This is a genomic window from Pinibacter soli, assembly GCF_029961145.1.
Lineage (GTDB): Bacteria > Bacteroidota > Bacteroidia > Chitinophagales > Chitinophagaceae > Pinibacter > Pinibacter soli.
The window spans coordinates 443,417-465,099 of sequence record NZ_JASBRG010000007.1 but is presented as its reverse complement, the minus strand read 5'-3'; the positions used below and the strand labels follow the sequence as shown (position 1 = coordinate 465,099).

The following is a 21,683-nucleotide window of genomic DNA, read 5'->3' as shown; positions in this document are numbered from 1 at the left end:
ATTTTACAAAACGATTTATTAAACAACAAAGTCCACTCTAAAGCAGAGTGGACTTTGTCGTTTAATAGAAGCTGGTGTATGAAAGGTATTTTTTCAGCATCTTCCACCGGCCGGTTGACTTGAGAGTGACTTAATAAAGCAGAAAGAAAATTATACAACAGAAAATATCATACTGTCTAATCTAGTAGAGATAGGCGAGAGGGTGTTTAAAGAACTCGCCGAAAACAAAGATGATCTTTGTTTTAAAATAGCGTAAGCCGCCCCATTGTAGATTGATCTGTAAGAAAAAATTGCTGTGATAAATAGCACGCCCGCATTTGCAGAAGATCAGCAAATAAGATACAATAGAATGGATTTTAAACCCCGATTGTCGTCGGGAAGAGTATAGGGAAATTGTCGTTTGTTTGGTTTGGTCAAGCAATTCGTTTTTAGCAGTCAGTATTAAGATGTCATGCCGTTGTTAGTAAAATAGCAACGGCTTTTTGTTATCCGGTCAACTCTGTTTAAAACATTAAGCGGGTATACAGGGTTTAGTTTGTTTTGAACAATTATTAATTGTTGCTCATGATCACAGTGTAAAATATACGTTTTGTTACCTTGATTTTCATAGAGATCACACGTCGATCACTAATCTGCCTTTTATTCGGAATTCATTATGTCTAATCCGATTGCTTTTGTTTGCCAAAGAAGAATATGAGTGACAATTAAGAATTAGGAATTGCAGAAAAATATCCCCCCTTTTCAAGACGTTTTTGCCCTTTTGGTTTAAAAAATTCTTGCCAACTTGCTAACATATAATTAGCTCAGGTTACTAATTTATTTAATAATTATTCTAACGATGACGGCGATGAAACGAAATGGATTTTTGGGCGCGATTTTACTACTGGCAGCAACTGTTGTTGTTATTGCATTTATTAGTAAAAAAGACGGGAGGAGCATGGTGGAGCATTCTTTTGATGTAGCGGAAAAGCAATACCGGCTGATGCTGGATCAAACGAATGACCTGTCGCATTATCCACGTACAAGCGACAGCATCGGCAATACAAAATATGCTGATATATCTGATTGGACGGGTGGGTTTTGGCCCGGCAATCTTTGGTATGTATTTGAGTACACACATGATACAGCCTGGAAAGCAGCTGCTACAAAGTGGACCGAAAGTCTTGAGCAAAATCAGTTCAATACTTCGCACCATGATCTGGGTTTTATGATGTATTGCAGTTACGGCAACGCTTACCGCATTACGCACAACGAAAAATATAAAGATGTCCTTGTGCAATCAGCCAAATCACTTATAAGCCGCTTTAATCCTACGGTTGGCTGCATTAAATCCTGGAACTACCGCAAATCCTGGGACGGGAAAACAGAATGGCACTATCCCGTTATCATTGATAATTTAATGAACCTCGAACTTTTGTTCTTTGCTTCTAAAGTAACAGGCGATCCTATTTATAAAAATATAGCCGTTCGTCATGCGGAGACTACGATGAAAAATCATATCAGAGCTGATTACAGTTCTTACCACGTGGTAAATTACGATACGGTGACTGGCAAGGTGTTGAATCAACAAACCTGCCAGGGCTATGCGGACAATTCCACCTGGGCCCGCGGGCAAGCCTGGGGCATTTACGGTTATACAATGATCTATCGCGAAACAGGAGATAAACGATTTTTGACTACGGCAAAAAAGATGGCAGACTTCTACATGAACAATCAAAATTTGCCTGCCGATAAAATTCCTTATTGGGATTTTAATGTCAATGAGAAAGGATATACTGCAGAGTGGAATTATCAACCAGCAAAAATAAATTACAAGGTGCGTGATGTATCAGCCGCTGCAGTCGTGTGTTCTGGGCTGTTTGAGTTAAGTGGTTACCTGGGAGAGGAGGGAAAAAAATACAAAGATTTTGCGATTTCATCCATGAAAACTTTAAGTACGTCAAATTATATGGCCACGCCGGGAAGCAATGCGTTTTTTTTACTGAAACATTCCGTGGGTAGTTTCCCTCACAACACCGAAATTGACGTGCCTATCGTGTACGCTGATTACTATTATCTGGAAGCCTTACTTCGGTACCAAAAAATAGATAAATAATTTTTTAGGAAAAACCATCCTTTGAAAAATAGGTCCGACAGCTATTTCTTTTTTTGGAAATGCACGTTTACGACCCCTGACGATTTCTAACTGCTAATATTTGAAAAATGAAAAGATGTTTGCTTGCACTGCTTCTTTTTCTGGCAATGTTGCCTGCTATTGCTCAAAATAATGTTATTAAGGGCAAGGTGAATGGTCCGGATGGTCGCCCAATTGAAGGAGCGACGGTAACTCTAAAGGGGACGCCAACCGCTACCCGAACCGACAAGGATGGTAACTATACCATTCATGCCTCCGGTACAGATGCCCATCTCGTTTTCAGTTCTGTTGGCTATGAACAACAGGACCTTGCACTGGGAACAAACACATCACTTAATGCTACGCTAAAATTGAAATCTACCCAAACGGAAGAAGTAGTAGTTATTGGCTACGGTACTGTTAAAAAGAGAGACCTCACCGGTTCCGTGGGCAAAGTAAATATGTCTGATATGATGAAAGCGCCTGTTGCTTCTTTCGACCAGGCATTGGCAGGAAGGGTAGCGGGTGTACAGGTGAATACCATGGACGGACAGCCGGGTAACGCTATCAATATTTTTGTGCGTGGCGCCAACTCTGTTACTCAATCCAATACTCCATTGTATGTAGTAGACGGATTTCCGATGGAGGACATGAATACCAATACCATTAACCCTGCAGATATTGAATCAATTGAAGTGTTGAAGGATGCTTCGGCCACCACTATTTATGGTGCACGGGGTGCCAACGGGGTGGTAATGATCACCACCAAGCGTGGAAAAACCGGCGCTCCTGTGGTAAGATATAACGGCTACTATGGGTGGCAACAAAATATTAAACAAATGCAGGTGCTGAAGCCGTACGATTATGTAGTAATGCAGTTGGAAGCCAACCCTAATTCAGGAGGTGTTTATGTGCCGGGTAATACTCCTACACCTACTCAACTTTATTTAAGTGGCGGTACTACCCTTAATTACTATAAGGATACGGCTGATTTTCTCGATTACCAAAGTCAGATATTCCAACCAGCTCCTACATATAGCAATTCAATTTCTCTGTCTGGTGGAAATGATAAAACCAAGTACACCGTTTCCGGAAACATCTTTGACCAAAAGGGGATGATCATTACATCCGGTTTCAAAAGATACCAGGGACGTTTTTCATTGGATCAAACTGTCAGCGATAAATTTAAAGTGGGCATTAACGTCAACTACAGTCACCTGCAACAAGACGGACTAAGTGTTGGCGGCAACAACTTCAGCAGTACATTAAACCTGATGTACAGTGTTTGGGGAGGAAGGCCCGTGAACCCTAGTCCTGCCAGCTCTGCTGCTTTGGGTGGTGGCTTCGATCTCACAGACGATAGCAATACCGATCCGCTGATAGGTACCAACAATGATTACCGGTTCAATCCATTTAAGTCATTGAAAAATACGCTGAACAAAAATATTACAAATGACCTGATCAGCAACGCTTATTTGGAATATCGTATTATACCGGGGCTAGTGTTAAGAGTAACAGGCGGCATAGATCAGAGGCTTCTTGAGAGCCAGAAATTTTATGGTTCCCAAACGGCGCAGGGGTCATTTCTCAGCGGCGGCGGCGGACCCAATGGTTCAATCACAAACAACAAATTCACCTCATTGCTGAATGAAAACTATTTAACCTATACCAAAACGTTTAATAAGGACCACAGTATTTCAGCGATGGTGGGTATGAGTAACCAAAAGGTTGAAACATCCATCAATGGTTTGGCAGCGACCAACGTACCTAATGAATCCCTTGGCATAAACGCTTTGGGTCAGGGTATAGCCAAAACAAATACAACAACTGCATCTCCAAACACGATGGCTTCATTTTTAGGAAGGGTGAACTATTCGTACCAATCAAAATACCTGTTGACATTATCATACAGGGCTGACGGATCATCCAAATTTGCTCCCGAAAATCACTGGGCATACTTCCCGTCAGCAGCTGTTGCCTGGCATCTTTCAAATGAAAAATTTATGGATGGGTTGAAGAGCGTTATTTCAGATGCAAAGCTGAGAGCTACTTATGGCGTTACCGGTAATAACAGGGTAAGTGATTTCGCCTATTTATCGGTGTATAACATGGATCCGGGCGCTGCCTATACAATAAATAACGTTCCAACAAATGGAGCCTATCCTTCAACCCTCGGCAATCAAAACTTAAAATGGGAAACTACGGCGCAGAGTGATGTTGGGTTGGAACTCGCTTTCCTGAGGGGGCGTTTAGCGTTAGAAATTGACGCCTATAATAAAGAAACTTCACACCTTTTGCTGAACGCAAGTGTACCTACCTCTTCCGGTTATGCGCAGGTGTACAAAAATGTGGGCAGAGTGAGGAACCAGGGTCTTGAGTTTACTTTAAATACGACCAATATTCAAACCAGGAACTTTACATGGACCAGTAATTTTAATATTTCATTTAACCGGAACAAGTTGTTGCAGTTAGCCGAAGGACAGGAATCATTGGGAATAACTACACCCTGGACAAGTGGTCTGGGTTCGGTGAACAGCTATATTGCTAAAGTGGGACAACCCTTAGGACTAATGTATGGTTTGATACAGGATGGCCTTTACCAGTACAGTGATTTTGATAAAGCAACTTCCGGAAATTATACGCTGAAAAGTAATGTAACAAGCAATGGTAATGCGAGCAGAGCAAACATTCAGCCAGGTGATATTAAATACAAGGATTTGAATGGGGATATGACGATCAACCAAAATGATTTTACTGTCATTGGCCACAGTTTACCAAAGCATATAGGCGGGTTTTCCAATAACTTCACCTATAAGAACTTCGACCTGAATGTATTTTTCCAATGGTCCGCAGGAAACGATATTCAGAATATGAACAATTACCAGTTCAGAGGGGCCAGTACAAACATAAATCAGTTTACCAGCTATTTGGATAGATGGACCCCCACCCACACCGATACAAATATCCCGAGAGTAAATGGCCTAGGCAGCGCATTTAGCGGGTATTCCAGCTACACCATTGAAGACGGATCTTATCTGCGACTCAAAACGCTCTCTTTGGGATATAACGTGTCGGCTTCTGTCGTAAAACATTTGAAAATTAAAGGGATCAGAGCATATACTTCGGTGCAGAACGTAATTACCTGGACAAAGTATTCCGGCCAGGACCCTGAAGTGAGCCTGTATAATTCGGTATTAACAGGCGGCTTTGATTATTCATCATACCCGAAAGCCAGAACATTTACACTGGGATTGGATGTTACTTTTTAATTTAAAAAAGAAAATTACATGAAACGCATATATATATTAGCAGCCTTTTTTTTAACCGCTTTTACGGCTTGCAAAAAATATTTAGCCACCGAACCGGAAAGTTTTTTGCCTCCGGCGTCATACTACCAGGGTAGTAATTTAATCAATGCCCTTGCAGCAATTTACAGCCCCTTGGGTTCATTTAATGGCTCAATTTATAATGAGTATGTAAGCAATACTTTGGCGTGCAACGATGAAACCTTTTATGGAGGAGCAGGCAGGCAGGCTTCTGGTTTTCCCCAGGCAGTGTACGATTACGATTATTCCTCCTCTGGCGTCAATAATATTTGGAAATTGTGTTACTCGGGTATTGAACGGGCCAATGAATTACTATCTTATGTTGACCCGAAGGATCCCAGCGTTGATGTGCAGGCAGCCTATGGTGAAGCTTTGTTTTTAAGGGCATACTATCACTTCTTGCTGGTGTCTAATTTTGGCGATGTGCCTCTTAAATTAACACCGACAACAAGCCCGGAAGGTTTACAGATCGCAAGAACACCGACAATCGCAGTCTATGAGCAAATTGTTAATGACATGAAAGCTGCGGAAAACAAAGTGTTTCCTATCACTAAATTCAATTATGCCAGCCGTGTCTCAAAAAGTGCTATCGATGGCATCCTGGCTCGTGTATATCTCTATATGGCCGGTTATCCGTTAAACGGCGGAAAAGCTGGTGCAACAGCTATGTATGATAGCTCCAGAACTTATAGCCAAAAAGTGATCAACTCCGGCTTGCACAGCCTTAACCCCAGTTATAGCCAGATATTTATTAACAATGCGGCAGATACTTATGATGTAAAGGAAAGTATCTGGGAAGTTGATTATTCGGGTAATGATGCTACTGCTATCAGGTCCGGCAGTAATTTAGGATCCGCTAATGGTATTCAATTTACCGCTACCAACGTACTACCGGGTTCTATCAACCAGGTTTGGCAGGATAGTGGTTATTGTTACGGCTTTATTTATGTAAACCAAAAGCTGTATAATTTATATGATTCATGCGACGCCAGAAGGGATTGGAACATTGCCAACTTCACCTTAGGGGTAAGCACTACCACTTTCCCATATGTAACAAGAAATCCTATTAGCAATACCGCAGTGTTTTCTTATAACAGGAACAATGCCAAATGGAGAAGGAATTATGAGACGATCATTCCAAAAGGCAAGAACATTTCCTCCATCAATTTCCCCATTTTGCGCTATGCCGATGTGTTATTGATGTTTGCCGAGGCTGATTTGCAGTTGAATGGTGGTAGCTGTACACCGGCGGGTATTGCTGCTGTAAATGCCGTTCGGGAAAGAGGTTATGGATTAACAGCTGCTACAGCGCCACTTAAATCCTTAACCCTTACCAGTGGCGGATCAGGTTACAACGCTACTATTGTTTCTAACTATAACAATGCCAGCATTGCTGATGTTAATTTGGGTAACTGGTTGGGTTGCGCATCCACCATCACCGGCAGTACGGTAACGGCCGTAAAACTTACATCCGGTGGTAAAGGTTTTACACCGGCTTCAGCAGCCACTATTTATTTAGGCAGTCCCTGGACATCCAATACAACTTATACAGTGAACAAGCAGGTAATCAACAATGGAAATTTATATACGGTTACTACTGCAGGTAACTCTACTACCACGCCTCCTACACAAACATCGGGCGCATCGAGTGCAGCAGTTACCGGTGCTGTATTTACTTATGCAGGGGTGGCGGCCACCGCAAGTGGTACTTTGTTAACAGCTGCAGACGTAGATAAAACCGCCATAACGCTGAAGGATATCCAGGATGAACGTGCACGTGAACTTTGTTATGAAGGCACCAGAAAGGCTGACCTTGTTCGCTGGAATATTTTTTACTCAACGATGCTTGACGTGTACAACCAGATGAATGCATGGTCCTCATACGCCACAAACACCAAAGCCAATGCAATTACAGGATATAGCAACGTGGCATCGGCTCCGCAGTACAAGCATTTGCTATTGCCTATTCCATCATCCGAAATGAGCGTTAATAAAAACATGACTCAAAATCCAGGATGGTAAGAATAACGGGTACAGTCATTTATCACAATGCGAAAAAACTTAAACTATGCTTTCTTCTAGAAATATATTAGCAATAATAATTGCTGCAGCTTCTGTTACTTCATGTAATAAGAAACCGCTGGATCTTGCCCCAGTTTCTTCATTCGGTGTTCAGGCTGATTCAATGAATGCCAGCCATGATGGAGCTTCTTATTCATTGGGCAGCCCCGCAACTTTTAATTTCACCGGCAATCCTGTTGCCGTTACTTTTTATTCAGGAGAAATAGGGCACAATTATATTTATCGTAACCGCACATCTGCTGCCGGTATTTCCAGGCTTATTTTTACCAATGCGTTAAATGCTGGTACACAGGCTAACTCATTGCACGTAATGTTGTCTACTGACTTTAAAGGTGTGGTTAGCAGCAGGACAGTTGTTCAGGGCGTAGTAACTGCCAATACATTGGTTTACGATAGTGCTGCAACGCAGGCCAATATTGCTGCGGCTTCCTGGATCGATGTAACGCCTTCAAAACTGGCAACAAATGCAACGGCGGTTACTGATACAATAGATCTTAGCACTTATGCAGCGGCGGGTAAAAAAGTATTTATTGCCTTCAAATACACTGCACAAGCCGGTTCCATTCAAAATAAATGGACGATTACTAACCTAACACTTAGCAACAACTTATCCGATGGTACCATCTATACTATTGGTAACCTCGGTGCATACAACGTTCCCATAGTGAACTATGGAGGAACTACATTTAGTCCCGGCTGGATGGCATTTCCAGTTGCTAATACTTATAACTGGACCATTACGGCAGGTACTTCATTGGTGATAACAGGAGCCGCGACAGCAACAGATGCTACTTCCAATGCTGAAGCGTGGACGTTTATGGGAAGTATTGATCTTACTTCAGTGACACCTGATATGGGAGTTGCGGTAAAGAATATAACTACTGCAGTTGCGCCCTTTAAATACTTGTATCCGGCAGTGGGAAAATACGATGCAGTTTTTGCGGCCACAAACCTTACTGCATATACACAGGATACTACCACAAGAAAAATTCCGGTTGTTATAAAATAGCCGCGGCGGATTCTGTCTGTAAGAACCTTATATAGATTGGTTTAATGATCAAGATGCCGCTCTCCTTCGAGGCGGCGCCTTTAGTTATCATTGAGGCGAAATGGTTCAACGCCGAAAAACACCAAAAAACATTACAGAGAAACTTAGATAAACAACAAACTGCTTTATATTATACCGGCTAATACTTCAAGGTTAATCACACTGAAAAATGATAACAGATAAAAAAATAAAAAATATAATGCTTGTTTTTTCTGCTATTCCCTGTGCCCTTCAATGTTGGGCACAAGATGCAGAACGGAAGTTTGCTTACGACAACTATGTGAAATATTCCACGCAAGCCATGACGGTAAAAGACGCACAAAAAGAAGCAGCCATAAAAAAATACCGCGAAGGTTTCAACAAAACGCCCTATCGATATGCGCAATTGAATGAAGTGAAAATGAGTAGCCGGGAATGTCTTGGCTTACTTGGAGACTACGGACAGTTTACTGATCTGGCGCAACAGGAAACGAAGATTGCGGATGAAAAAATGTTGATTTCAAAATATACGCCACAAAGCGATGTAATTGCGAAAGTGGTATCGGAAGCAATGAACCGCCTTTGGAAAATAGCAGACGCTTATCGTCGTGGTGAATTGAATGAAAGTGATGTATTAGCAGATAAATATCTCAAAGCCATTATTCGTTATTCTAATCTCGAAACGGGCCGAAACAATGCAGCGCCAAGGTTCCATGCCTCTTGTTTCCTGATTCCTACGGCGGCAGTAAATACTTATTTTTCGTTGCTCAAACAAATGGATGAAGTAGAAGCTGGCAAGAGCAATGATCCGCTACTAAAAGATGCTTGTCTTAAATTGAAAGAAGTGGCTTTGCAATGCTGGACCCAACCATTGCGCAATGACTCCACCGACAGGAATGTGGTGCAGATAGAACGCTTCAGAAACCATGTCTGGTGGGTGGGCGGCAACGCGTTGGCCTATCGTTCGCTATTACCTACAGCATTTATGTACAAGTCCATTCCCATGATCGATCTGTTATCAGAAGTTTGCCAACGCGGCATCAGCCAAGCCTCCCAAGCAACATATCATGAGTCATTTTGGATAGAAGGGTTTACTGCCGATGGAGCAGGTTGGGGGCATGGCAAGCAATGCTTGATCTGGGGCTATCCGATTGATGGCGGCAACAATGCGTTGAACATGCTGGTGATGTTACAAGGCTCTCCCTGGGAAAAGAAATTAACGCAGGAAAATAAAGAAACTCTAATCAATTTTTTCAGAGGGAGCAACTGGTACGATTATAAAGGCTACGCGCCTCCATGCCTGGACCGTGGCTCGTCGGTTTATGTTAAAAGTAGTAGTACGATCCCTTCGTTGGGACTTGCAAATAGCCTGATGAAAAACTGGAAGTTTTCCTTTACAGGTACAGAGCAAAATGAAATAGAGCAGTTCATCCGTGAGGCCAATGCGAAAGATATTAATATGCTGCAGTTTGCCAGCGGCTTGTACAATGGCACCCGATGGTTTTTTAATAACGACGATCTCATCAAGAAAAACCCTAACTATCACATTATGGTGAACATGGCTTCCAACAGGTGTGATGGAATTGAAAGTGCTATCAATTTTGCCGATTGCTATAACTTTTTTAATAATGATGGGCTGACGCTCTTTCAACGTAACGGAACAGAGTATCGGAAAATATATGGTGGCTGGGATGTTACTGCTTCTCCGGGCGTTACCGCTCGTGAAGGCATGGATAAAATAAAACCCGTTACCAACTGGAGAGGCTATAACAGCAAATTCAATTTTGCCGGGGCGGCTACTTCAGGAGGAGAAAATGCGGTGGCAGGTTTTGTTTTTGAAAAAATGAATGCTTCCGATAGAGACGATGTGAATGATAAAGGAAACAATAAAGGTGAAAACGAATCTATCTATGGCGTGCAGGTACACAAAGCTTATTTTATACAGGGCGATTACCTGGTTGCTTTAGGGGCGGGTGTTAACAATCTTCGCCCCGGATTGGAAGGTACTATTCGCACCACCATTGATCAAACGGCAAAAGAGAGTGAGGTAGCAGTGCTCGAAAATGGCTCCTGGCAAAAAGCAAAACCTGGCATTCCGTCATTCTTTGATAAAGGCAAACCGGTTTGGGTAAAGCAGCAGGATAAATTTGCGTACACCGTTTTACCAAAATACAGCAAGACTGCCTACTATACATACGAAACAAAAACAACAGATTGGTTAAAGATGAATAAGGCTAACAGCGCGGTGAAAGATTTACCTGCCGCTGTGGATATCCTGCGACTTTGGATCGATCATGGCCGTGAGGTAAAGAACGATACCTACGGCTATGTTGTGTACTGTGGAAAAGATGATCCGTCTGCTGCATTGCCTTTTGCAGTATTGCAAAACGATACTTTGATACAGGCAGTAAAATCATCAGATGGCAATTTGTGCCAGGCAGTGTTTTATAAAGGAAACACAAAGCTTGATCGGCAGGGCGTTAAATTAAGCGTTTCTGATCCTTGCATTGTACAACTTGAGTTGATCAACAAAGAATATGTGGTTTCTGTGCAAGATCCACTTATGAGAACTGATTTGAAACAGATCACTATTACGCTCGGCAATAAATCATTTGTATTCGAATTACCACAAGGAAAATTGACAGGAAAGCCGGTTGTGCAGAAACTAAATTTTTGATATGATACGCACGGCAAGTTAACCTTTGTCACTTAGATTTTGATAAACCATAAACAAAAAACTACGAAATGAAAGATCGTCTACGCAAACTTGTTTTGTTTGCATCATTGTTAATGTTGGCAAGTTTTTCCTTTGGCCAAAAGAAATTAGGCAATGAAACAAAAGAGCAGAAAGCGAAAAGGATGGAATGGTGGACAGATGCCCGGTTTGGGATGTTCATTCATTGGGGTTTATATGCCTTGCCCGCACGCCATGAGTGGGTAAAATTCAGGGAACAACTAACCAATGAACAATATCAAAAATATTTTGATCAGTTCAATCCTGATCAATTCGATCCGAAACTATGGGCGAAACAAGCGAAAGCAGCCGGCATGAAATACGCAGTTTTAACTACCAAGCATCATGAAGGTTTTTGTTTGTTCGATAGCAAATACACCGACTATAAAAGCACCAATACTCAGGCAAAGAGAGACCTGGTAAAAGAGTTTGTAGATGCTTTCAGAGCGGAAGGAATTAAAGTAGGGTTTTATTATTCCCTGCTTGATTGGCACCACCCGGATTTTACCATCGATCGTCAACATCCGCAGCGTCCGGTAAACATGACAGATACAGCAGCGGCGTTCAATCAATTGAATAAAAACAGAGACATGGCCGTGTACAGAAAATATTTGTACAATCAGGTTACAGAGTTGCTCACCAAATATGGTAAAATAGATCTGCTGTGGTTGGATTTTTCATTTGCTTCAAAAGGCAATTTGCCCGGAAAAGGGAAAGACGATTGGGGCTCAGTGGAATTGTTGAAACAGGTTAGAAAATTACAACCCGATATCATCGTTAATAACCGCCTGGACTTAGGCGAGTACGAAGATGGCGCCGACTTTGAAACGCCTGAACAAGTGAAGCCCGAAACACTGGCAAAATTCAAGGGAAAGACATTTGAAACCTGTCAAACATTTTCAGGTTCCTGGGGATATTACAGAGATGAAAATACATGGAAGTCGCAAAGACAACTGCTCGACCTGCTTATTTCTTCTGTTAGCAATGGCGGCAACCTGATCCTGAATGTTGGGCCCACTGCCCGTGGTGAATTTGACTACAGGGCAAAAAATGCTTTAGACAGCCTTGCTGATTGGATGCATGCTAACAGCAAGTCAATTTACAAATGTACTTTTGCTCCTGAAGAATATAAAGTGCCCGAAGGAAACAAGCTTACCTATAATGCTGATAGCAAAAGGTTGTATGTGCATCTATATAATTATCCTTCTGATGGTAAATTGATTTTAACGGGCTATGCAAGCAAACTGAAATATGCGCAGTTTTTATTTGATAACTCTGAATTGAAATTTGAAGTACAGGGAGATGATATCGTACTAAAGCTACCTGCTAAAAAGCCTTTGTATGAAATACCGGTAGTAGAATTAGTGTTGAAGCAAAATGAAATGTAGAAAGTCTATTTTTTTTTGTTTTTTCTATTGTGTCTGTTAGTCATGTTAACGCACAGCTCTTTAATATCTTGCTGTTCGAGATGTTCCGCAGGGCATCTCGAACGATAGATAAAATGGATATTGATCCTGTAAAAATGAGCGGTTGATTTAGGGATTTAAAAGGTATAAAAATGAATGAAAAGAAGTTTGATAATTTTATTGTAGTTGTTACGATAATGTTTACGGGAAGTATGCTTTTTCATAATTACTCCACAAAGAGGCTGATCTTCTTAAATCCATATATTCCTTTTCTAGTTTATTTTGCCGGTTCTGCTTTTGGAATAGTAATAATATACTTGATTAGAAGAGTCTTCTTTAAGATAAAAGAGAGTATCGCGATTTTTTTTACCGACTTTATAATACTCGTAAAAAGTATTTTTCTTTCAGTATTAGTTTTTGGTTCATCATTCTCCTGGATATTCGATTACATAAATATGAAATCGGTTTATTCGTCTGAAATGATATACATGAAATGTAAGGTTTACCGAATACAACTTTCAAGTGCATCAGGTACACACAACTCAATTAGTTTTCTGTTTTTAGGAAAAGATAAGTCGATTAGTAATTTCTCGTCAACCGATGCAATGCGAATTGCATATAAAGCTGGCAATTGTAATGGATGTTATTTGAATTTGTCATTTAAAAAAGGGTTACTGACCTCATATATTATAGAAGATTTCGACTTTATTGTGCAATAAATATTTAAATTGTCCTTTCTATTTTTTCAAGTTTCATTTCAAGTGCGTAAATATTTATTTGGAATGTTTGTCGGAAAATAGTCTATCCCATAATTACTTTTCAAGAGCAGAGATACTATTTCATAAATCTGCTGTTCTGTTCTTTGGAACTGTCGGAGTAGTCCCATCATTGCGTAACTTATAGGATTAACGGAAGGAATAAACGTCTCCCATTCATAACCTTTTCCCCAGATAAGCCCAGGTATGGTTAATGATAAGTCTGCATTTTGCGAAACAAGAAATTTCATCACATCACTACAAGTATTGGCATGTTGATTAACCGTATGAAAAATTGGGGTTTGTCCACCAAAGCCGTTGTGGTCAAGTCCCGCTTTTATGTTAATATCAATTCCATGTTCGACAAGAATTTTAGCACACGACAGATGGTTGTACTCTGCACAAATATGTAAAAGAGAGGCTTCATAAAGCGGCGTAAAAGTACAGTCCAATGAGTATTTATTAAATAGCAGTTTTTTGTCACCAATTAAAAGTTTATCAAGTGAATTGGCATCATCAAGTAAAACTGTCAATAAAACTTTGTCTTCGAATTTTACACCAAAATCTACAAAAGCCTGCATACAGTTTTTGAATTCAGAGCCACGCAAATACATGTTTATCATCTCATAAATCAGCGGCTTTCCATTATATGATTGATTTGGGTCAACTCCGTTTTCAAAACACTCCTTAATTCCTTCGACAGAATGTATTTCAAAGTCTCCGATAATTTTTTGTAAATAGTCCATTTAGAAATTGTAAAGTGTTTAAATAAGATAACCACTCACGTCGATCATAAATTACAAGGTAGCGAACAATCATCTGGTTGCGCAAAATCCTGATCCCACACGCCATTCTTCGGGTTCAATGCTGCCATGTGGTTTGAACTTAACGCTGGCCGTAATTATGCACTCCAGCTTTTTTTATCGCCCGTGGCGCTGCGTGCGTCCACGACTTAAAGGCTTTTCTGAATGCAGTCGGATCAGAGTAGCCCAGGATATCTGAAACTTCCGATATTTTTATCGCCGGGTTTTGCATTAATTGAAAAGCAATATCTTTTCTAATTTCCCCGGCAACATCGCGGAAGGTAGTGTGCTCGTTCATCAGTTTTCGCTGCAAGCTGCGGGTTGTCATATCCAATGCTGATGCAGCTTCGTCAATAGAAGGTATCCTTCCCCTGAACTGCATGAACAATACCTGTTTCAAATTTCCACTGGTCGTGTTGGTTGCGAGTAGCGCCTGCTTTTCGGCTACCATTGAGTTGAAGCGCTCAAACATAGATTGATCGCTGGTGAGTATGGTGGTGGCCATATCTTGTTTATCTAAAATAATCCGGTTCACCTCCTGGTTAAAAAGTACGTCGCAGCCAAAAAACTTTTGATATTCTGAAACTTCCCGCTTTGGATAAGCCAGTTCTACCCTTAACGGAACAATGCGTTTACCTGTAAGAGCTGCGGACGTGTTGAGGGTTGATGCAAATAAAAAATCGTTTGCCTGCCTTGCCGGTTCAGGATGCTTCAGCAGCCACATTTTATTCTGTTCTATTTCAAGCACGGCCACATCATCGACTGTGTATTTATATGAAACCATCGGCGACACCATGTGGCCATACCGGCTTAACATTTGCAAGGCCTGGTCAAGGTCTTTACAACTTTGGATCAAAAAGCCAACCATGCCATGGAGCATTTTAGGCGTGCCGATACCTATATGTAAACCGATTAAGGGATCGCCGGTGATCTTTAAAAGTGGCACCCAAATCAACGCTGCTTTTTCCCATTCAACCATTTTTTCTGAGTCGCCCACTTCATCCGCATTGATGTGTGACACCTTGCAAAGTTCATCAAATGCCGCCCCGAATGAAGTAGCTGTTTGAAAGATGGTGCGTATAACAGTTCCCTGTAAACCCATGGCGCAAAATATATCATTTTAAGAATAAAAGATGCCTTTTCAGGCCGGCAAAACGAAGGTCCTTTGTGTTTCTAAATTACACTATTATGAACAACACTAAAAGCATGTTTTTAAGAAAATGGGTGGTTAGCAATCTGCTCGTTTACCCCGGATTATTAGGCCTTTTGCACCCTCTTATTGCGCACGGGTTTACAGGCGATCATGATAAACTTTTAACAACGCCCCAGTTTATCATGCATACAATTTCTATATTCATTTTTGTATTCTTCGTTGCCATTTCGAGAAACAAAACATTTGAGATAATAGGAAAAAAGAAAACCCTGTCAGACGCCTGGCCATTTCTTTTCTTTACACCATGGGTGTTCTGGCTGGGCTATTATACCTTGTTCGTACCCTTCGATATTCTTTTTATGTTCCTCTCCATCGGCATCATCAACGCCATACAACTACGGCCGTTTGTTAAATCTCCCGCAAAATGGATATGGCAATGTATACTCGGTTATTTGCTGGCCGCTGTAGCAGGTATTTTGATCGGTCTGGGCGCATATCTTCAGTATTACAAAGATTTCCATGGCATTGCAAAAGATCTTGCCACATGGACATCCATCAGTATTCCCGCCGCATTCGTTGTTGCTTACTATTTCAGGTATATCCTGAGCAGGCAGATACGATTGGAAGACAGCCACATGATTTCCCAAGACAAACCGCATGTCTCAAAGGTTGCGTGAAAATATCCAGCCATTAAACCGAAAAAATATTTCACATGAAATACAAAACATTCTATTGGCTATTGCCATTTATATGCAGTACTGTTGTAACTGCCTGTAGCAAAAATGCTGGCTTACCTGATGCTCCTGCCACGGGAACGAAGAATGGCGTTGTAACCGGTATCGTAACCGATACTAAAGATCTGCCAGTTAAAGGCGCGAACGTTACCATTGAACACACAGTGTGGTATAACAGTTATCTTCTTGCTGCCAGTAATAACGAAGGGAAATACGAGGTGTCGTTACCCGATGATCCTGCAGGTGACTGGACTGCCAAAGCCCAGCTTACAAAAGACGCTTACGGGCAAACATATAAGTTTGACCTGGAACCGGATAATACAGGGACTTTCAGCAAAGCCAGCGGAGCTGTCAGAAACTTCAAATGGAGGCTCAGCGGCCAGCGGTCCGGCGGTACTGGCTATTATGGTGCACATGTTGATCTATACATGTTTGGTGCTGATGTGAACATGACGAAAATAAAACTCGTGTTTACACCTTATCCCGACGAAGCAAATTTGATTGATGGAACCGTTGCTGCTGCATTTGAAAGGCCGGTAGAGGACATTGCCGGCACTTTTATGGTAAAAGATATACCGATTGGGAAATACACAGTAAAAGCGGTATACAACGGTAAAACATTATTGCTCAATAACCGGCATCAGGATGATAATAACGAAGAAACTAAAACAGTGATTTTTGGTAAAAATGGCTACCTCGGCGAAACGGAATACAATATTGAATTTTATGTAACAGAATAGGATAGTGGTAATAAAAGAAAAGACGAAGACCTTGATTGATTTTATGAGTTTACTGCCGCGCCGGTCGCAACTGCGATACAACCTAAAATAGCTACAACACAAATAGCAAGAAAGCCCGCAGGATCATCATCTTTATTGTGTGACACCTTTATGTATAGTCCTGCTATTACCACTAAAACACTTAATACGATTGCACAATATTTTATTCGCTTTATGGTGTCCACTGATCTTAATGAGTATGTTTTATTTTGCCCGATGTATCCAAGAAATTTGAACGCCTGGTAGAGTGCAACAAAAAAAGCGATCGATGCTGCGTATCCATACAAGATGAACGGGTCAGCATAAATGCTGAACAGATCGAGGTTTGCAGCTCTGCCTTCTGTTAAGGGAAACCTGATCAAAATGGCAAGTGTCACTATGCCAATAAACACAATGAGCGCCTGAAAAAGTCTTACTGAATTTTTTTTCATTGTATGTCGTCAAAAGAAAGTGTACTTTATTAAATGAGAGCGTTTTGAAAAACTAAGTTAGTATTTGTTTAGTTTTAGGAGTATATCAAATTACCAGCTTCTCGCTGAAACAAACGGTTCTTCTTCGAAAGTTGCAGTTTTTCAGTTTTATTTTCTCTCTTCATTTTTTAGGATTTTTTCTTTTCTCGAAAGTATGCATTCCGCTAGCGTTTCATTGTTCCTTTCGCGTCCGGTAGAATATTGTTTAGGTGAGCGAAAATTATTTTTTATATACTTTATTTTAATGGCTATTTTTATTTACAACTTTTTTGCTCATGCCAACTTCTACAATCGATTGGTCAAAAGCCGTCAAACCTCTGATCAAAAAATACAAAAATGAACCGCATCCGCTAGAGGCAGGAAACCTCTATGAAATGGTCGTCATGGTGGTCTTGTCTGCAAGAAGCAATGATAAGCTGATCAATAGTATTGCCCCTGCATTTTTCAACGTCTATCCTAATATGTCTTCTCTTGCAAAAGCAACAGCTGACGATTTGATGCCCTTGCTTGCCAAAGTCATCAACTCGGCCAATAAGGCAAAGTGGCTCGTAGAAATTGCCACCCGCGTTAAAGGAGATAAGAATATTCCACTTGAAATAGACAAGATGGTAGAGTTGCCAGGTATTGGCCGAAAATCTGCGAATGTGATCAAGCGTTTTGCCGGAGCTCCTTATGAAGGCGTGATAGTAGATCTGCATGTCGTAAGAGTATCTCAAAGACTAGGAATTGCGACAAGCGACGACCCTGTTAAAATCGAAAAGCAGATCATGAACGTGCTTCCCCGGGAAGAATGGGAAGCCGGTATGTCGATGTCTTTTCTTGGAAGAGATATTTGCCGGCCAAAGCCTTTATGTGAAGAATGTTTGATGAACAAGGTTTGTGCGTATTATAACGGGCAAAAGGTAAAGGTGGGATAATTCACACTACCAATTTACTTTCCTTGTTTATTTTCCGCCTGTTGTTTCTTCGCCAGTGCTTTTTTTCTTCCCACGGGAATGTATGCGCCCAGCTGAAAAGATCGATTGGTATTGGAGCCGGCGTCCTGCGGAAAAATGTCGATAAAACCGAAGTAGTAGCGTACGCCAATCTTTACACCGTTGCCTTTTATCTGGTATGAAATGCCGGTCATTGCGCCTATATCGAAACGTGTAGCTGCGTCTGAAATGTCTTTTTCAAAGTTCAGCGTGCCATTATTTCGATCGGTGTAAAATATGTCCTTCGCCTTCGTTCGTAAAATGATCTGCGGACCGGCTTCAATGTTGAAATAGTTAAACGCCCGGTATTGTGCAGTGGTGACTAGGCCCAGGTAATTGAGTTCTCTTTTCACATGTCCTGTTGCAAATAAAGTGTCCAGTGGCACGTCGTTCAAATTATAAACAGGCAGGCCTTTTGAGCCTAGTCTGTATTTTGCCATGGCATCAAATTGCAGGAAAAAACGTTCACTCATTTTCAGACTTAAGTATAGTCCCAGGTTGAAGTTAGATAATGATGATGATGTTTTGTAGTCCGACAAATGGGCCCAGGAATTGCCGACCAATAAGCCAAAATTCAGTTTCTCAGAATTGAGTTTATCACCAAACAAAAGCGAGATGATTACCTGCGATTGTGCAATTGTACTATATGCCAACATGAAAGTAATAATGACTGTTGTCTTGATTTTCATTGTAGAGCATTTTGGTTATAGAATAATAAAATCACGTCTTTTGCCGGTTAGCCTGTTTGGCGAATTAGAGACGTGATCTTATTAATCTGTTTGTTCTGGCAGTGAAATTATGTACATCATTGCAAGACTTGGTAGAATATGCCCATTTAACCGATAAATGCAAACGTTATATTCTCGTATGCCTTTTACCAATTTCCCTGCGGATGTTGTTGTAAAGGCCGCAATCCATTACAAAGTTTTGGCCCAGTCATCCATATACCTTTCAAACACATCCAAAGGCATCGGACCGCCGTTTAAAATTGCGTCATGGAAGCTTTTTAAACTAAATTTTGTACCTAACTGCCTTTGATATTTATCACGAAGTTCTTTTATTTTCAGTTCGCCCGTTTTATACGATACGGCTTGCCCGGGATCCGCCATGTAACGCTCAATTTCTGCTATGACCCTGGTTTCAGAAAGCGATTCGTGATCCATCATATAACGAATGGCATCTTCCCTTGTCATCTTGCCGGTATGAATGCCGGCATCAACCACTAATCTGATAGCACGGTGAATTTCATTTCCCAGAGCACCGAGCTTCTGATATGGATCCGTATAGCAGCCCAGCTGATCTCCTAACGATTCTGCATATAGTCCCCATCCTTCAACAAATGCCCCATTTTCGAGAAACCTTCGGAATTTAGGTACATCGTTATTCTCCTGTTGCAGTGATATTTGAAAATGATGCCCTGGTATAGCTTCGTGTAAAAATGTCGCTTCCAATGCAAATGCGGTCGTGTTGATCTTGGTAGGATCAACAATAGGAACATAATAAATGCCCGGTCTTGTTGCGTCCGGTGATCCTGCTGCATACTGAGGCGGCGCTGCTGCGGCCCTGTAAGCTTCTACTTCTCTTATTTCAAAGGGTGTTCGAGGCTTCACCCCAAACATGTTATTTAAATGCTCATCGATTTTACTTAGCACGGCTCTGTTTGCATTCAATACTTCTTCTTTTGTTTTAAATGGCATGAACTGCTTGTTAGTTTTCATGAACTGGAACAAGTCGTTCAGCGATCCTTTAAAACCAATAGCGTCCTTTATTTTTACCATCTCTGCGGTAATTCTGGCAACTTCATTTAAGCCCGTTTGATATATTTCGTCTGCTGTTTTGTGCGTGGTTGTATTGTAATAAATAGCGAAACGATACATCTCATCTCCATGCGGCAAAGCATTAATACCGGAACTTGTTCTTGCCTGCGGCAGATAGTCATTGCTGAGGAAGTCTGCTAACTTTTTGAAGCAAGGAATAAGTTGCTGATTAATGGATGTAAAGTAAGCAGCAGTTAGTCTAGCTTTGTCTGCTTTAGAAAAGTCCGTCGGGAAATTTCTTACCGGTCCGTAAAAGATACTTTTGGAAGAGTCCATCTCCGCGAGGCTTGTCATCTGTGGGATCATCTTTACCACAAGTGCCTTTGGTAAAACGTAACCGGCTTTTATTCCTTTTCTCATGTTGGCAATTGCCGTATCCGTCCAATGGCTAAAAGCAGCAATTCTTTTGAGCCAGTCATTATAATCCTTTAATGTTTTGAAAGGCTGAAAGCTACTGCCAGAGCCTAATTGCCCAATCAAGAGAGGCAGGCAGTCCATCTGGTTCACAGGCATGTACTCTGGATGAAATTTTTCGGATCCCAATCTTCTTTCAATAACATCCATCAGGATATCATAAGAGAGTTTATCCTGTGCATTTAGCTTTTGATAGTTGTATGTCTTTAGAGAATTCTGATACTTTGTATAAAACGCATGGCTGGCTTTTATAAACGATGCGGCACCATCATTAGGCAACAGATCGTTGAACCGGTCATCGCCCTCCATTGTGGCACTGAGGGGATTGAGCTTTAGGCCTTCTTCATGATATTCATCAAAAAGCAGGTGCAGTGATTCATTTTTGCCAGTAGATTGAGCGACAAGCTTTACGTTTGGCAAGGCTGCAATAAAAAGGACAATCAATTTCGAACGGGTGATTTTCCAGGGGGTTAACGACATAAGCAACATAGTTGAGTCTAGGGTGTGATTTTTAGTATTAAAATTTATGGGAAACCTGCAAGGGCGTAAATATAGAAAGGTTTTGAAACCTTTCTATATTTACGCCTAATAATTTTCGCATTCTCCGGTTTCAATGATCATGGCAGTTTGGTCTGGCGGGCACGGGAGCTGGCGATACTTTTCAATTGATTAATTACAGGTACTATTTTTATAAATCAGGGAAATGACACTAAAGGAAAATCTCGAACGCGCTAAATGGCCGATAACTTTTTTTCTTGTTGCAATATTGATGACGACGCTTTGGCAACACTTTATTGGTGTTCCGCAGAGTCGAAGGCAGTATATCGCGTTTTACAAAAAAGATATCCGTAATGGAACGCTCAATTACGTCTATGCAAGTAACGGCGGTACACGCATTAAAATAGACGGAGTGAATGAGGTATTTACTTTTTATCCCGATTACGCGGACTATAACCTTTCCTTTGCCAGCATCGCAGAGGTTGGAGATATTGTGATCAAACCCTCACGGACAGATACGATAATCCTGGTCCATCATAGAAAAGAGTATCGGTTTACATTTGAGAAATTAGTTCCCGGTTATCAAATTCCTGAGTGA

At 41.2% G+C, this 21,683-nt stretch carries 15 protein-coding genes; 10 read left to right on the top strand and 5 right to left on the bottom strand.

The annotated features are described in order from the left end of the window. Positions 1-847 precede the first annotated feature (847 nt). The 6 genes from QJ048_RS12855 to QJ048_RS12830 all read left to right on the top strand — a co-directional run bounded on the left by QJ048_RS12855 (position 848) and on the right by QJ048_RS12830 (position 12,670). Positions 848-2,095 carry a glycoside hydrolase family protein gene (locus tag QJ048_RS12855; protein WP_282334767.1) on the top strand — a complete coding sequence of 416 codons (1,248 nt, stop codon included), beginning with the start codon at positions 848-850 and terminating at the stop codon, positions 2,093-2,095. 107 nt (positions 2,096-2,202) lie between these two features. Continuing rightward, positions 2,203-5,382: a SusC/RagA family TonB-linked outer membrane protein gene (locus QJ048_RS12850; protein WP_282334766.1), complete on the top strand. Its 3,180-nt coding sequence runs from the start codon at positions 2,203-2,205 to the stop codon at positions 5,380-5,382. A gap of 18 nt (positions 5,383-5,400) precedes the next feature. Further along, a complete protein-coding gene (locus tag QJ048_RS12845) occupies positions 5,401-7,461 on the top strand; it encodes a RagB/SusD family nutrient uptake outer membrane protein (RefSeq protein WP_282334765.1) in 2,061 nt (686 codons plus the stop codon). A gap of 46 nt (positions 7,462-7,507) precedes the next feature. Further along, positions 7,508-8,530, top strand: coding sequence for a DUF5017 domain-containing protein (locus QJ048_RS12840; RefSeq protein ID WP_282334764.1), 1,023 nt, complete (start codon positions 7,508-7,510; stop codon positions 8,528-8,530). A gap of 208 nt (positions 8,531-8,738) precedes the next feature. After that, positions 8,739-11,225, top strand: a complete 2,487-nt coding sequence (locus QJ048_RS12835; protein ID WP_282334763.1) for a polysaccharide lyase family 8 super-sandwich domain-containing protein — start codon at positions 8,739-8,741, stop codon at positions 11,223-11,225. 68 nt (positions 11,226-11,293) lie between these two features. Next, positions 11,294-12,670, top strand: coding sequence for an alpha-L-fucosidase (locus QJ048_RS12830; RefSeq protein WP_282334762.1), 1,377 nt, complete (start codon positions 11,294-11,296; stop codon positions 12,668-12,670). 775 nt (positions 12,671-13,445) lie between these two features. Here QJ048_RS12830 and QJ048_RS12825 read toward each other — a convergent pair. Together QJ048_RS12825 and QJ048_RS12820 are read right to left on the bottom strand one after the other, a co-directional pair. After that, complete coding sequence (locus tag QJ048_RS12825; protein WP_282334761.1) at positions 13,446-14,189, bottom strand: ankyrin repeat domain-containing protein; 744 nt, start codon at positions 14,187-14,189, stop codon at positions 13,446-13,448. 139 nt (positions 14,190-14,328) lie between these two features. Then, a complete protein-coding gene (locus tag QJ048_RS12820) occupies positions 14,329-15,348 on the bottom strand; it encodes an AraC family transcriptional regulator (RefSeq protein ID WP_282334760.1) in 1,020 nt (339 codons plus the stop codon). A gap of 86 nt (positions 15,349-15,434) precedes the next feature. On the opposite strand from QJ048_RS12820, the gene QJ048_RS12815 reads away from it, so the two are divergent. Together QJ048_RS12815 and QJ048_RS12810 are read left to right on the top strand one after the other, a co-directional pair. Further along, entirely contained in the window at positions 15,435-16,076 is a 642-nt protein-coding gene (locus QJ048_RS12815) for a hypothetical protein (protein WP_282334759.1), read from the top strand. 35 nt (positions 16,077-16,111) lie between these two features. Next, complete coding sequence (locus QJ048_RS12810; protein WP_282334758.1) at positions 16,112-16,873, top strand: carboxypeptidase-like regulatory domain-containing protein; 762 nt, start codon at positions 16,112-16,114, stop codon at positions 16,871-16,873. A gap of 41 nt (positions 16,874-16,914) precedes the next feature. Here the strand turns inward: QJ048_RS12810 and QJ048_RS12805 are convergent, their stop codons facing one another. Continuing rightward, a complete protein-coding gene (locus QJ048_RS12805; RefSeq protein WP_282334757.1) occupies positions 16,915-17,343 on the bottom strand; it encodes a DUF2975 domain-containing protein in 429 nt (142 codons plus the stop codon). Between the two features lie 314 nt (positions 17,344-17,657). Between QJ048_RS12805 and QJ048_RS12800 the strand changes: the two genes are divergently transcribed. After that, the gene (locus QJ048_RS12800) at positions 17,658-18,299 is read left to right on the top strand and encodes an endonuclease III domain-containing protein (RefSeq protein WP_282334756.1); all 642 of its coding nucleotides are present in this window, start codon (positions 17,658-17,660) and stop codon (positions 18,297-18,299) included. A gap of 14 nt (positions 18,300-18,313) precedes the next feature. Here QJ048_RS12800 and QJ048_RS12795 read toward each other — a convergent pair whose 3' ends face one another. Together QJ048_RS12795 and QJ048_RS12790 are read right to left on the bottom strand one after the other, a co-directional pair. Next, complete coding sequence (locus QJ048_RS12795) at positions 18,314-19,045, bottom strand: outer membrane beta-barrel protein (RefSeq protein ID WP_282334755.1); 732 nt, start codon at positions 19,043-19,045, stop codon at positions 18,314-18,316. Between the two features lie 228 nt (positions 19,046-19,273). Next, the gene (locus tag QJ048_RS12790; protein ID WP_282334754.1) at positions 19,274-21,067 is read right to left on the bottom strand and encodes a DUF885 domain-containing protein; all 1,794 of its coding nucleotides are present in this window, start codon (positions 21,065-21,067) and stop codon (positions 19,274-19,276) included. 223 nt (positions 21,068-21,290) lie between these two features. On the opposite strand from QJ048_RS12790, the gene QJ048_RS12785 reads away from it, so the two are divergent. Next, positions 21,291-21,683: a hypothetical protein gene (locus QJ048_RS12785; RefSeq protein WP_282334753.1), complete on the top strand. Its 393-nt coding sequence runs from the start codon at positions 21,291-21,293 to the stop codon at positions 21,681-21,683.